12 protein-coding genes are annotated in these 13,427 nt (G+C 59.2%); 10 read left to right on the forward strand and 2 right to left on the reverse strand.

Annotated features, from left to right (window positions below; genetic code table 11):
- Positions 1-21 precede the first annotated feature (21 nt).
- From ACR0M2_RS07890 to mdoH, 4 genes are read left to right on the forward strand one after another with little or no spacing between them, the layout of a single operon-like run.
- Complete coding sequence (locus tag ACR0M2_RS07890) at positions 22-1,392, forward strand: tetratricopeptide repeat protein (protein WP_170349265.1); 1,371 nt, start codon at positions 22-24, stop codon at positions 1,390-1,392.
- A gap of 32 nt (positions 1,393-1,424) precedes the next feature.
- A complete protein-coding gene (locus ACR0M2_RS07895; RefSeq protein ID WP_480704485.1) occupies positions 1,425-2,642 on the forward strand; it encodes an OpgC family protein in 1,218 nt (405 codons plus the stop codon).
- Complete coding sequence (locus ACR0M2_RS07900; RefSeq protein ID WP_480704487.1) at positions 2,639-4,138, forward strand: OpgD/OpgG family glucan biosynthesis protein; 1,500 nt, start codon at positions 2,639-2,641, stop codon at positions 4,136-4,138. Before ACR0M2_RS07895 ends, ACR0M2_RS07900 begins: the two co-directional genes overlap by 4 nt.
- A complete protein-coding gene (gene mdoH / locus ACR0M2_RS07905; RefSeq protein ID WP_480704489.1) occupies positions 4,135-6,003 on the forward strand; it encodes a glucans biosynthesis glucosyltransferase MdoH in 1,869 nt (622 codons plus the stop codon). The genes ACR0M2_RS07900 and mdoH overlap by 4 nt, the downstream gene beginning before the upstream one ends.
- Here the strand turns inward: mdoH and ACR0M2_RS07910 are convergent, their stop codons facing one another.
- Together ACR0M2_RS07910 and ACR0M2_RS07915 are read right to left on the reverse strand one after the other, a co-directional pair.
- Entirely contained in the window at positions 6,004-6,819 is an 816-nt protein-coding gene (locus ACR0M2_RS07910) for a CE1 family esterase (protein WP_480704491.1), read from the reverse strand. It abuts the gene before it with no gap.
- Entirely contained in the window at positions 6,816-7,289 is a 474-nt protein-coding gene (locus ACR0M2_RS07915) for a rhodanese-like domain-containing protein (protein ID WP_480637229.1), read from the reverse strand. Before ACR0M2_RS07915 ends, ACR0M2_RS07910 begins: the two co-directional genes overlap by 4 nt.
- Positions 7,290-7,501: 212 nt before the next feature.
- On the opposite strand from ACR0M2_RS07915, the gene ACR0M2_RS07920 reads away from it, so the two are divergent.
- Genes ACR0M2_RS07920 through ACR0M2_RS07945 form a run of 6 tightly spaced genes read left to right on the forward strand, consistent with a single transcriptional unit; the run spans position 7,502 to position 13,426 of the window.
- Entirely contained in the window at positions 7,502-10,369 is a 2,868-nt protein-coding gene (locus ACR0M2_RS07920) for a monovalent cation/H+ antiporter subunit A (RefSeq protein WP_480704493.1), read from the forward strand.
- The gene (locus ACR0M2_RS07925) at positions 10,369-10,728 is read left to right on the forward strand and encodes a Na+/H+ antiporter subunit C (RefSeq protein WP_480704495.1); all 360 of its coding nucleotides are present in this window, start codon (positions 10,369-10,371) and stop codon (positions 10,726-10,728) included. Before ACR0M2_RS07920 ends, ACR0M2_RS07925 begins: the two co-directional genes overlap by 1 nt.
- Complete coding sequence (locus tag ACR0M2_RS07930; protein ID WP_480704497.1) at positions 10,725-12,269, forward strand: monovalent cation/H+ antiporter subunit D; 1,545 nt, start codon at positions 10,725-10,727, stop codon at positions 12,267-12,269. The genes ACR0M2_RS07925 and ACR0M2_RS07930 overlap by 4 nt, the downstream gene beginning before the upstream one ends.
- Positions 12,269-12,766 (forward strand): Na+/H+ antiporter subunit E, encoded by a 498-nt coding sequence (locus tag ACR0M2_RS07935; protein ID WP_170349274.1) that lies wholly within the window; start codon positions 12,269-12,271, stop codon positions 12,764-12,766. Before ACR0M2_RS07930 ends, ACR0M2_RS07935 begins: the two co-directional genes overlap by 1 nt.
- Positions 12,763-13,032: a K+/H+ antiporter subunit F gene (locus ACR0M2_RS07940; RefSeq protein ID WP_058282485.1), complete on the forward strand. Its 270-nt coding sequence runs from the start codon at positions 12,763-12,765 to the stop codon at positions 13,030-13,032. The genes ACR0M2_RS07935 and ACR0M2_RS07940 overlap by 4 nt, the downstream gene beginning before the upstream one ends.
- Positions 13,033-13,042: 10 nt before the next feature.
- Positions 13,043-13,426, forward strand: a complete 384-nt coding sequence (locus tag ACR0M2_RS07945; protein WP_170349275.1) for a Na+/H+ antiporter subunit G — start codon at positions 13,043-13,045, stop codon at positions 13,424-13,426.
- Position 13,427: the final 1 nt, after the last annotated feature.

A 13,427-nucleotide genomic window follows, 5' to 3' on the forward strand; every position in this document is an offset into this window, starting at 1 on the left:
AAATTGGATCGGACCAATCGCATGAAACAGGATGTTTTCGGACAGATGAACACCCTCAGCCATTCGGCAAGCGTCGAGGCGTGGAACGGTGTTCTGCTTGGGTTCATGGCGCATGCGGCCATTACTCCGCAACATCTGGGCAAGGTGCTGGAGCTTGAGCCCGACTTTGCCCTGGGTCACGCCATCAAGGGGCTGTTCATGGTTCTGCTGGGCCGGCGTGAGATGACGGCGGTCGCGGTCGAGGCCCTGTCAGAGGCCAAAGCCGCGATGGAACGGCAACCGATCTCTGAACGTGAGCGCATGTATGTCGAGGCGCTTGGCCTGTATCTGGAAGATCTGCCCTCGCAGGCGATTCAAAAATTTGAGCAGATTCTGCGCTCCCATCCGCAGGATACTCTGGCGATGAAACTCAGCCACGCAACCCGGTTCGTTCTGGGTGACCCGACCGGTATGCGCCGGTCAATCGAGCGGGTCTTGGCCGCTTATGAACCGGATCACCCAGGGCGTGGCTATCTTCTGGGCTGTCACGCTTTCGCGTTGGAGGAAACGGGCGAATACCAAAAGGCCGAGATTGCCGGACGCCAAGCCCTTTGGATGGTTTCGGATGATGCCTGGGGTCTGCATGCGGTGGCCCACGTGCACGAGATGCAGGGCAATGCGCAATTGGGTCTGGACTGGTTGGCCGGACGCGAGGACGCTTGGACCCATTGCAACAACTTCCGCTATCACGTCTGGTGGCACAAGGCACTGATGCACCTGGACCTCGGTCAGGTCGACCAAGTGATGGAGCTGTACGATACCCACGTTCGCCAGGACAAAACGGACGATTACCGCGATATCTCGAACGCGACCTCACTGCTGTCTCGCCTAGAGCTGGAAGGCGTCGACGTAGGCAATCGCTGGGAAGAGCTGGCCGATCTCAGCGCGGCCCGGACCGAGGATGGCTGCGTGGTCTTCGCCGACCTTCACTATCTGCTGGCATTGACTGGTGACAACCGCAACGAAGCGACCAGCAAGATGTTGCAGCGCATCCAGAAAGACGCGCAACGCAATCAAGGCGATACTCCGGTCCGCATGTCCGACCCGGGTATTGCAGCCTCCAAAGGGCTTGAGGCTTTTGGTGAGGGGCAGTACGCCGCCGCATTCGACTTTTTGTCGAGCGCGCGCAATGGCATGCAACTGGTAGGTGGCAGCCACGCCCAACGTGATGTATTCGAGCGCATCACCATTGATTCGGGCCTGCGCGCGGGCCGTCTGGATGCTGTCGAGCGCATCTTGGACGATCGCCGCGCCAAACGGGCCGGAGGCGAGGACAATTACGCACTTGCGCGCCGCGCATTGATCGACGCGGCCCGCGACAACGGAGACGCACAAAGCGTCCCGGCTGAATAACAAAAACAAAGACCAAGAAGGACAGAACACGTATGGCGACTGCATCGCCCGCTTCTGATTTTGCGCCTGTGGCCGCCTCGGCGGCCGCCCCTGCCCGTGTGCGTGATCCGCGCCTGGATTTTTACCGCGGCATCGCGATGTTCATCATCCTGATCGCACATATCCCCAATGACCCCTGGGCCAAATGGATCCCCGCGCGGTTTGGCTTTTCCGACGCGACCGAAATTTTCGTGTTCTGTTCCGGCATGGCCTCGGCCATCGCTTTTGGCGGGGCGTTCCTGCGCAAGGGCTGGTGGTTGGGCACCGCCCGCGTGGCGTTCCGCATCTGGCAAGTCTACTGGGCACATATCGCACTGTTCTTCTTTGTCGCCATGTCCATGGCCGCGCTGAATGAAAGCGGATTGTTCGAGAAAAACTATATCTCTTCGCTGAATCTGCAGCATTTCTTTAACGATCCTGCGCCGCAGATTGTCGGGCTGTTCACCCTGACCTACGTGCCTAATTACTTCGATATCCTGCCGATGTATCTGGTGGTTTTGGCGATGATGCCGCTGGTCATGGGCCTGTCGCGGATTGGGTTCTGGGCGGTTGCCTTGGCCTCAGTCACGCTGTGGCTCGTGGCGCAGACCGACGTTCTGGACTTGCCGGCCGAGCCGTGGTCGGATCGACAGTGGTTCTTCAACCCCTTCGGTTGGCAATTGCTGTTCTTCACCGGCTTTGCATTCATGCGCGGCTGGATTCCCGCCCCCCCGGTCTCGAAAACGCTGATCTGGGCAGCGGCGCTGTTCCTGATCTTCTCGATGCCGTTTGGCTCATGGAAAGTGTTCACCTGGATCAACGCAGCAGCCCCCGATCTGGCCGACGAAATCCGAAAAGTTTGGCCCGTTACTAAAGAGTTCCGCGACAAGACCGATTTTGGCCTGTTCCGGTATCTGCACTTCCTGTCGCTGGCCTATCTGGGCTGGGTCGTTGCGGGAGAACACGGCCATCGCCTGATCGCCACCGGTCACGGCGCGGCGGCCAAAATTTGGCAATTCCTGCTGACCGTGATCACCAAAGTCGGGCAGCAATCGCTGGCAGTATTCGTTTTTTCCATGGCAGCAGCACGGCTTATCGGCGTCGGACTGGACCTGAGTGGGCGGGATGTTGCCAGTGTGTTCATCGCTAACATGATTGGCTTTGCGATGATCATCGGGGTGGCATACATGGCCGCTTGGTTCAAATTACAACCTTGGAAGTCAAAGAAATGAATTTTACACGTCGTGCATTTCTGGCCTCGACTTCGGCGCTTGCCTTTGCGCCTGCCACATTTGCCACCGGCGGGGAAACCCCCTTTGACCGCAATGATGTCATCGCGATGGCCCGCGATCTGGCCAGCCGCCCCTATGCCGAACGCGAGATGGTGCCGCAGGAATGGCAGGACCTGACCTATCAGCAATACCGCTCGATCCGGTTCCGCCTGGACCGGGCGCTGTGGTTTGAAACCGAGACGCCCTTTAACGTCGATTTCTTCACACCCGGCTTATACTTCCCGCGCACCGTCAAGGTGTCGACGGTCGAGGGTGGTTTCGCAACGCCGGTCGCGTTTGATCTGAGTATGTTCGACAAATCCGAGGATGTGCCTGAACTTCCGATCGACGACACGCTGGGCTTTTCCGGTTTGCGCCTACGCACCGAGATGCACCGCCCCGGCAAAACCGACGAGTTCTGCGTCTGGCAGGGTGCCAGCTATTTCCGCGCCATCGGCCTGCACGAGGTGTATGGCCTGTCCGCCCGCGGTCTGGCGCTGAAAACCGGCGATCCGGATGGTGAGGAATTCCCCGAATTCATCCGCTTCTGGCTGGAGCGCCCAAAACCCGGCCAGCGTGACATGGTGGTTCACGCGCTGATGGACAGCCCCAGCGTGACCGGTGCCTACCGATTCAATGTCACCGCAGGCGCGGATTGCGTCATGGATATCGAGGCCACCCTGTTCCCGCGCGAAGAGCTAACACATGTAGGAATCGCGCCGGGCACTTCGATGTTCCTGTTCGACCAGACCAACCACAGCCGGTTCGACGATTTCCGCCCCGCCGTCCACGACAGCGACGGTCTGCTGATCCGCAACGGTGCCGGAGAAGTTTTGTGGCGACCGTTGGCAAACCCGACGCGCCTGCAGATTTCGTCCTTCGTTGACATGAACCCACGCGGGTTCGGCCTGATGCAGCGGAAACGCGAGTTCTCGGACTATGCGGATCTTGAGGCGAATTACCACAAACGCCCCGGCCTTTGGGTCGAACCGAAGGGCGACTGGGGCAAAGGTACTGTAACGCTGGTTGAGATACCGGCAGATCAGGAAATCTATGACAACATCGTCGCCTATTGGCGCCCGATGGAGCCTTATGGAGCGGGCAGCCAGGTCGACCTGTCCTACCGTCTGATCTGGGGGGACGAGCCGCAGCGCACGCCGATGCCGCGCGTGATCAACACCGCGATGGGTGAAAACACCTTTGGAGAAGGGCGCCTGGCCGTCATCGATTTTGAACCCTCTGAGTTGTTCGAAGACCCCGATGCGATGACGATCTTTGTCAACTCACCCCACGCCGAAACATCCGAGGGTGTGCTGCAACGCAACCCCGATACCGGCGGGCTGCGACTAGCCTTTTCCTTCCAGCCGGGTGACAGGAACCACGTGGAACTGCGCGCGCAGTTGCTGAAAGACAAACAGCCTGCCTCTGAGGTCTGGCTCTACCGTTGGACCGTATGACCGAAGACTTGCATATCATGCCGCCCGAGGCACCGCTGGCCATGCCCGCGCAAGATTTCAGCGCGGGCTTCCGTGACGCGCAAGTGCCCGAGGGTCAGCGACCCTCAGCCGGGTTCTGGCGCGCCTTGGCGTTTTCGCCTGCGATGGCCGCGACTTTAGGCCTGCTGTGGGTAATGAGCGACTGGTTTGGGGCCGAAGGGATCAACCTGATCGAAGCCATCCTGCTGTCGCTGATCTCGTTCAACTTCTTCTGGATTTCCTTCACGGTCTGTACCGTGCTGCTAGGCATGGTTTCCCTGTCGCGGCAGGAACAGCCCAAACGCGAGGGCCGTCCACAGCCCTTGCGCGTGGCACTGTTGATGCCGGTTTATAACGAGGTGCCGTGGAACGTGCTGGGCAATGCCCGCACGATGCTCGAGGATTTGCAGGCGCGGGGTGGTCAACACTACTATGCCATGTTCATCCTGTCAGACACCCGCGACCCCGAGATCGCAGCACAGGAACAGGCCAGTATCGAGGCGCTGCGAACGACGCTGGCCCCGGGTCTGGAACTGTATTACCGCCGTCGCGAAGAAAACACGGACCGCAAGGTCGGTAACATCGCCGACTGGGTCAGCCGTTGGGGCGCGGATTGGGATGCGATGTTGGTGCTGGATGCCGACAGTCTGATGACGGGCCGTGCCATCCTGCGCCTGACGGATTCACTGGCGCGCGATTCTGGCGCGGGCCTGATCCAAAGTTATCCGCAACTGATCGGCGCGCAATCGGTCTTTGCCCGGATGCAGCAGTTTGCCAACGGCGTGTATGGCATTGCATTCGCCGAAGGTCTGGCGCGCTGGTGCGGGCAAGAGGGCAACTATTGGGGTCACAACGCGATTATCCGCACCAAGGCCTTCGCCAATTGCGCTGGTCTACCGAAACTGCTCAGCCTGAATGGTCAGGAAAAACTGATCATGAGCCACGATTTCGTCGAGGCCGGTCTGATGCGTCGCGCCGGTTGGGGCGTGCGGTTCCTGCCGCGCATCCGCGGCTCGTACGAGGAAACACCGCCCACACTGATCGACCATGCGCTGCGCGACCGTCGCTGGTGCCAGGGCAACCTGCAGCACCTGAAGCTGCTGGGGTCTGCCGGGTTCCGGGCAGTGTCGCGGTTCCACATGTTCCACGGGGCGGTGGGCTATCTAATGTCGCCGTTGTGGTTCGCCTTGCTGGTGATGTGGGCGCTGATCGGTCAGGGCGAGGATGCCTCGGTCCTGCATTATTTCAGCCCCGACAACCCGCTGTTCCCGCAATGGCCCGAGATGTCGGAAACCCGCCATGTGCTGATCATTCTGGTGATGTATGCGATGTTGCTGGCCCCCAAGGTGCTGGGCGTACTGGCGCTGCCCCTCAGCGGAGTGCGCTATGCGGATTTCGGCGGCGGTTCCAAATTCCTGACGTCGTTTCTGGCCGAGGTCATCCTGTCGATCCTTTACGCTCCGATCCTGATGGTGCAACAGATGATCGCAGTATTCCGGACGGCGCTTGGTCTGCAAAAAGGTTGGTCCCCGCAGGCGCGGGATGGTGGCAGCTATAGCCTGCAAACGCTGATCTTGTGCCACATGCTGGAAACCATCAGTGGCATCGCACTGAGTGTGGGCATCCTGTCCGGTCTGGTGTCGATCTGGCTGGCCCCGATTGCCATCAGCCTTGCGCTGGCGATCCCTCTCTCCGCACTCAGCGGTGTGTCAGCTGGTACCGCGCGGCGCATGGTCGGGATGAAAGAGGATTTTCACGAGCCCGCCATCACGCGATCCGCCCGGCGTCATCGGAACGAGCTGAAGCGCCTGATCGAGGGTAAGACGGTCATGACCCCTGCCGAGTGATTAGCCGCCCGGCAGGCCTTCGTACCAGTCCACCATCATGTCCGCCCAACCCTTGGGCACTGAGTGGCCACCGGGAAACAGCGCGAATTCCAGCATGCCGCCTTCGGCACACCCGCTCCATCTGCGTCGCATGAACTGACCGGTGGTTGAAAAACCGGTGGGCTTGGTATCGACGCATTCATTGGCAACCCGCCAGATTTCCAGCCCGGCAAAGATATCGCCTTGATGGAACCGGCCACCGCCCAGAATGCGTCCTTCTAACGGCACCACATTGTCGGTCCAGCCGTGGGTGTGGAACATCCGTACCGGGCCTTCGCAGCTTTCGGGATGCGGTCGCCAGAAACCGCCAGACACCGGTACATAGGCCGAAAACGTATCGGGTGCCGCGCAGGCCAGGTAATACACCATGAACGCCCCGGCCGAGAAACCGCCCAGAACCACGCGATCCGCATCCACACCGAAACGGTCCGAGGCATCCTGTACCGCTTCGGTCAGAAAGGCGGCTTCATCCCGCCCCTCCCAACCTGGAAAGAAGTTCCAGCTTTGGCGGCCATTTCGTTCTGACCCCTCGGGGGCCATGACCGCATAACCGCGCGCCAGCAAAGGCTCGACCATGCTGCGGTTTTTCAAAGTACCGGTAGCCGAACCCCCATAGCCATGCAGAAAGACAACCAATGGTGGGCTATCCGCCTCGGGCAATTCGATGTGGTACCCACCCGAGGCCGTCTCACACACGCTTTCCTGATCGGCACAGGCCGCCAACCCCGCCTGCCCGGCGAATATCAAACCCGCTGCCAAGGTGAATGCCCGGATCATCCTGTCTCTCCTGTATTGTGTTCAACCGGCAAACCGGCCCGTACCCATCCCGGCCCTGCGGCGGACCCCAGCATTCCCTCAGGCACATCAATGATGTTTGTGAACCCTGCCTCGGTCAATCTGTTGCTCAGTCGAGCCGACCTGACCCCACGCGCGCAAATCAATGCAACAGGCGCGTTCCGATCACCACCGGTCAGCTGTGCCAGCGCCTGTTCAAAATCATCGCGGCGCATATCCAACGGATGCGCCCCCTGGCCAACGCCCGTGGTCTGCCATTCCCGCGGCGTGCGAATGTCGACCAACAACACATCCCCAGACACCGCTTGCTGATGCGCGTCCTGAACACTCAGCCTGTCACCCGCATAATCTTGCGGGATCAAGCGATATTCCCGAACAGCAAAGCCAGCAACAATGGCGGCGCCACCGCCCAACAGAACCCATCGGCGTGTTCGGTTTGTTTTGTCTGCCACGCAGCTCCCTCCTGATCCGATGGGATGTGCTTATCACAGCCCGAATTTCGAATCCGCGTTGAATTTCAACCGGCAGATCAAGATCGCGTCATTGTTTCGCACCCCAATCGATGGCGCTAGGACTGCGGGTAAAACTTGCAATAGCTGGACAGTTAGAAAATTATCCTTAAAAACCAGTACTACATTTGACCGCCCAGATCGGAGTATCGCACTTGTCCCTATTCCTCATCGCGGCCCTTCCCTTCCTCGGAGCTGTTTTCCCAGCCCTTCTGATCCGGGCAGGACGAAACGCAGCAGCATCAGCCGCCGGGCTGACCACCTTTCTGGCACTTATGGGGCTGTTGATCCACATCCCGTCCGTCATGCGCGGAGAGGTTGTCACGGCGCGGTTCGACTGGATACCGGCGCTGGGGCTGAACGCGAATTTCATGCTGGACGGTCTTGGGTTCTTGTTTGCCCTGCTGATCCTGGGGATCGGCTTGCTGATCATCCTCTATGCGAGGTTCTATCTGTCGCGCGAAGATCCAATGGGGCAGTTCTATACCTACCTTTTGTTGTTTCAGGGCGCGATGGTTGGGATCGTCCTGTCCGACAACATCCTTCTTTTACTTATTTTCTGGGAACTTACATCACTAAGTTCATTCCTTCTGATCGGGTATTGGAAACATCTGCCCGAGGGACGTCAGGGCGCGCGCATGGCGCTGGCCGTAACCGGCGGTGGCGGGTTGGCGATGATCGCGGGGATGCTGATTCTGGGCAATATCGTGGGCTCATATGACCTAAGCGTCATCCTGCAGAACAAAGAGCTGATCCAAGCCTCACCGTATTACATGCCCGCGCTGGTCCTGATCCTGCTGGGCTGTTTCACCAAGTCGGCGCAGTTCCCGTTCCATTTCTGGCTTCCGCATGCGATGGCCGCGCCGACGCCGGTTTCTGCCTATCTGCATTCAGCCACGATGGTGAAGGCCGGGTTGTTCCTTATGGCCCGGATGTGGCCGGTTTTGGCAGGAACGGATGCGTGGTTTTATATCGTGGCGACCACAGGTTTGGTGACCATGTTGATCGGGGCCTGCATTGCCTTGTTCAAAGACGATCTTAAGGCACTGCTGGCGTTTTCGACCGTGTCGCATCTGGGTTTGGTGACGATGCTGCTGGGCTTTGGCACCAAGATCGCAGCTGTGGCGGCGATATTCCACATTATCAATCACGCCACTTTCAAATGCGCTCTGTTCATGACCGCCGGGATCGTGGACCACGAAACCGGAACCCGAGACATCAAACGTCTGGGCGGGTTGCGTCAGTTGATGCCGATTACATTTACCATCGGAACGATTGCCGCGCTGTCCATGGCCGGTCTGCCTCCGCTGAATGGCTTCCTGTCCAAAGAAATGATGCTTGAGGAGACAGTCCACACCACCTGGCTGCACTCGCACTATCTGGTACCGGGTTTGGCGCTGCTGGCGGCACTGTTCTCGGCTGCCTATTCCTTCCGCTTTGTCGGACATGTCTTCCTTGGCCCGCAGCGCAACGATTATCCGCACCACCCGCATGATCCGCCTGTCGGTATGTGGCTGGCCCCGGCCTTCCTTGTGGTGCTGGTCGTGCTGATCGGTCTGAATTCGGCCGCGCTCGTTGGGCCTCTGGTCGCGGTAGTATCCAGCGCCGTAATCGGCGGAGAGAAGCTGCCCTACTACTCACTGAAGCTCTGGCATGGCTTTACGCCCGCGCTTTACATGTCGGCCGTAGCCACATTAGGCGGTCTATTCCTGCTGGCGCTACACCGTCGTGGCGAACAGCTGTGGAACGCCCTGCCCCGCCCCGAAGCGAAGGTCATCTTCGAGGCAGTCATCGGCGCGTTTACCGCACTCAGCCGCTGGATCACCGACACATTACATAATGGTGTGATCAGCCGGTACGCCATCATCCTTGTCGCGTTCACCGTCGGGCTTGGCTACTACGCCTATTCAACCGGCACGATAGGCCCCGAAACGCGCGAGCCCCTGCCCATTCAGATCATTCCGTTCATCGGCTGGACTTGCCTGGTGGGCGCGACGCTGGCGATCATGTGGTTCCACCGCAATCGTCTGCTGTCGCTGGTGCTGATCGGCGTCGTAGGCCTGATCGTTTCGATGGCGTTCAACTATCTTTCGGCCCCGGATCTGGCGTTGACTCAGATCTCGGTCGAGGTGGTGACGATGATCCTGTTGCTCCTGTCGCTGAACTTCCTGCCCACGGATACACCGTGGGACAGCAGCGCGGCGCGACGCTGGCGGGATGCGGCGATCTCAGTGGTGGCCGGCCTTGGCACCGGCGCACTGATCTATGCGCTGATGCTGCGGGATTTTGCCTTTCCCACGATTTCCGAGTTCCACTTGGCCAACTCGTACAAAGGCGGTGGCGGTACCAACGTGGTCAACGTGATCCTGGTGGACTTCCGGGGCTTTGATACCTTTGGCGAGATCATCGTTCTGGGCATCGCCGCCCTGATCATCTTTGCCCTGACCGAGGCCGTTCTGGGCACCAACGTCCGCAGCTATCTGTTGAACCGCAAGCCGCACTGGCCGCAATCAGGGGATTCACATCCGCTGATGATGGTTGTGGCAACCCGCGTGATGATGCCGATTGCCCTGATGGTTGGGGCCTACATCTTTTTCCGCGGTCACAACCAGCCTGGGGGCGGGTTCATTGCCGGTCTGATCGTCGCGATTGCCTTCCTGATGCAATACATGGCCAGTGGCTACACATGGGCCATCGAACGACAGCGGTTCTACTATCACGGCACCATCGGCTGGGGTGTTCTGATCGCTGCCGCCACCGGGATCGGAGCATGGTTCAACGAACGCCCGTTCCTGACCAGCGACTTCGGCTATCTCCATTGGCCACCCCTGGAAGAGTTCGAATGGGCCACCGCCATCCTGTTTGACACCGGCGTGTTCCTGGCCGTGCTGGGTGCGGTGATGCTGGCGCTGGACAGCCTGTCGCGGTTCGCGTGGCAGCCGGGCATGGCGCAAGAGTTCCCGATGGATATCAACCCGCTACGGGACGACTCGAAAGACGAAGATAAGAAGGAGCAGGCCTGATGGAAGCGCTCGTAGCCTCAGCCGTAGGCATCATGACCGCCGCCGGGATTTTCCTGATCCTGCGCCGCCGCACATTCCCTGTCATTCTGGGGCTGTCGCTGATCACCTACGCGGTGAACGTGTTCCTGTTCGCCACCGGGCGGCTGGCGCTGGATGCGCCTGCGGTTCTGAACAAATACGAAGAGGTTCCTTATACCGACCCGTTGCCACAAGCGCTGGTGCTGACGGCCATCGTGATTTCCTTTGGTATGACGGCGGTGATCGTAATGATCGCGCTGTCCGCTTATCTGTCGTCGAAGGATGACCATATCGACATGATCGCACAAGACAGCGTCGACGGCGCGGGAGAAGATGCATGAACCACTGGATCGTAGCGCCGATCGTCCTGCCCGCGATCCTGGCCCCGTTCATCATCATGGTCCTGCGATATCACCTGGACCTGCAGCGCATCTTCTCGGTCGCCGGTGTAGTGGCGTTGCTGGGGATTGCCCTGACCATCACCGCGCAGGCCGCAGGTGGCGATATTCTGGTTTATGAGCTGGGCGATTGGCCTGCGCCCTTCGGCATCGTGCTGGTGCTAGACCGCCTGTCTGCGATGATGGTCTTGCTGACCGCCCTGCTCGCCTTGCCCATTGTGCTATACGCTATTGCGTCCGGGTGGGACGACAGGGGCAAGCACTTTCACGCGCTGTTCCACTTTCAGCTCATGGGCGTCTGCGGTGCCTTCCTGACGGGCGATGCCTTCAACCTGTTCGTTTTCTTCGAGGTGCTGCTGATCGCTTCCTACGGCTTGATGACGCATGGGGGCGGGTCGGTCCGGCTGAAGGCCGGGGTGCAATATGTGGCCTATAACCTGTTGGGCTCGACCTTGTTCCTGTTTGCGCTCGGCACGCTTTATGCCGTGACCGGAACGCTTAACATGGCCGATCTGGCTGTTCGAGTCGCCGAAATTCCGCCCGAGGATACCGCCCTATTGCGGGTTGGAGCGGTTTTGTTGCTGTTGGTCTTTTGTATCAAGGCGGCCGTCTTGCCACTGCATTTCTGGTTGCCTGCCAGTTACGCCAATGCACCTTTGCCCGTCGCCGCACTGTTTGCGATCATGACCAAGGTGGGTGCCTATTCAATCCTACGCGTCGATACGCTGGTCTTTGGGCCCGATGTGGCTGTAACGCAAGGATTGCTGGGCGACTGGCTGCAACCTGCCGCGCTTCTAACGCTGGCCGTGGGTGCCATTGGTATTCTGGGCTCGCAGCACATAGCACGGATGACGGCCTTTTGTGCCATCGCATCAATGGGCACATTGTTGATCGCAATTTCACTGTTTACCGAAACGGCCACAACTGCCGCGCTGTACTACATCTTTCATTCGACCCTTGCCACGGCGCTGATGTTCCTGGTGGCTGACCTAGTGATGGAACGCCGGGGCGGGGCCATCGCGCCAACGGCCCCGATGGCGCAAAGCGGGCTGGTCTCGGCCCTGTTCTTTGTTGGGGCAATCGCGATGGCGGGAATGCCCCCACTGTCGGGTTTCATCGGCAAGCTCCTAGTGCTGGATGCGGCGCGCGACGCACCGGATGCAAACGCAATCTGGGCAGTGATCCTGATCGGGTCGTTCGTGACGATCGTCGGGTTGGCGCGCGCAGGCACGCTGATCTTCTGGAAAAGCCATGACGCACAACACAACCCGGCGCCCGAGTTGGAAGATGACGAGGAAGCACCAGCCCTGCCCGCACCCGAACCAAACCCCGGACTGGCCTTCACCGCCATTTTTGGCATGGTAATGGGGCTTGTGATGCTGACCTTGTTCGCGGGCCCTGCCCTGACTTACGCTGGCAAAACAGCCGAACAGTTGTTCACACCCGAAAACTACATCTCAGCCGTTCTGGGGGGAGAGGAATAATGAGACTTCTGCATCGAATATTCCCCCACCCGCATCTGACGATCCTGCTGACGCTGGTGTGGATGCTTCTGGCGAATTCGCCTTCGCTGAACTCTCTGGTGTTCGGGTTGCTGCTTGGGATTATCATTCCCTTCATTACTCAGCCCTACTGGCCCGACAGACCCAAACTGCGAAACTGGCCGATGATCATCGAGTATATGCTGGTGGTGCTGTGGGATATCGTGATGGCCAATATCACCGTGGCCCGTATCATCCTGTTCAAACGCGATGCCGACCGACAGCCCAACTGGGTCTGTATCCCACTTGAACTGCGCACCCCCGAAGCGATCACTGTATTGGCCGGAACCATCACCATGACCCCCGGAACGGTCAGTTGCGATCTGTCGGCGCAAGGCCACAACCTGCTGGTTCACTGCCTGGATGCGCCCAACGTGGATGAGGTGCGCGACCAGATCAAACAACGCTATGAGCGCCGTCTGAAGGAGATTTTCGAATGATCGAGATTGCGATCTGGTTTGCCTTCGCCTGTTTCGGGGCGGCCATCATGCTGTGCCTGTATCGGATCATCTCGGCCGAGGGTGTGGGCACACGTGTTCTGGCGCTGGACACGATGGTCATCAACACAATTGCGCTGATGATCCTGTACGGGCTGGCTCTGGGGACCGAGATCTTTTTCGAGGCTGCCATGATCATCGCCATGCTAGGTTTTGTCTCAACCGTGGCCTATGCGCGCTTTATGCTGCGCGGCAATATCATTGAGTGAGGGCGCCCCAATGTTCATAATCGAGTTTCTAGTCGCCTTCTTTCTGATTGTTTCCGGCATCTTCGGTTTTGTCGGCTCGTACGGGATGATAAAGTTGAAGGACCCGATGTCGCGTCTTCATGCGCCAACCAAAGCGACGACGTTAGGTGTGGGTGGTGTGCTGCTGGCGTCGATCTTTCATTCGGCAGTAATCGAGCAGCATATTTCCCTGCACGAGCTGCTGATCACCCTTTTCCTGTTCCTGACTGCGCCGATCACGGCCCTGTTCATTGCCAAATGGCATATTCATCGCCATGAAAAGCCCGATGATCTGCCAGATGCGGGTGAGGATGAGCTTTGGGCCACCCACGCGGTTGAGCAGGTCGAAGACGTACCAGACCACACAAAGACCTGAA

The organism is Ruegeria sp. BE10, assembly GCF_056538905.1.

Coding starts and splice junctions, on each gene's coding strand:
- ACR0M2_RS07900 (WP_480704487.1), top strand. CDS start 2,639: ATGAATTTTACACGTCGTGCATTTCTGGCCTCGACTTCGGCGCTTGCC.
- ACR0M2_RS07910 (WP_480704491.1), bottom strand. CDS start 6,819: ATGATCCGGGCATTCACCTTGGCAGCGGGTTTGATATTCGCCGGGCAG.
- ACR0M2_RS07895 (WP_480704485.1), top strand. CDS start 1,425: ATGGCGACTGCATCGCCCGCTTCTGATTTTGCGCCTGTGGCCGCCTCG.
- ACR0M2_RS07945 (WP_170349275.1), top strand. CDS start 13,043: ATGTTCATAATCGAGTTTCTAGTCGCCTTCTTTCTGATTGTTTCCGGC.
- mdoH (WP_480704489.1), top strand. CDS start 4,135: ATGACCGAAGACTTGCATATCATGCCGCCCGAGGCACCGCTGGCCATG.
- ACR0M2_RS07925 (WP_480704495.1), top strand. CDS start 10,369: ATGGAAGCGCTCGTAGCCTCAGCCGTAGGCATCATGACCGCCGCCGGG.
- ACR0M2_RS07940 (WP_058282485.1), top strand. CDS start 12,763: ATGATCGAGATTGCGATCTGGTTTGCCTTCGCCTGTTTCGGGGCGGCC.
- ACR0M2_RS07935 (WP_170349274.1), top strand. CDS start 12,269: ATGAGACTTCTGCATCGAATATTCCCCCACCCGCATCTGACGATCCTG.
- ACR0M2_RS07890 (WP_170349265.1), top strand. CDS start 22: ATGAAACAGGATGTTTTCGGACAGATGAACACCCTCAGCCATTCGGCA.
- ACR0M2_RS07930 (WP_480704497.1), top strand. CDS start 10,725: ATGAACCACTGGATCGTAGCGCCGATCGTCCTGCCCGCGATCCTGGCC.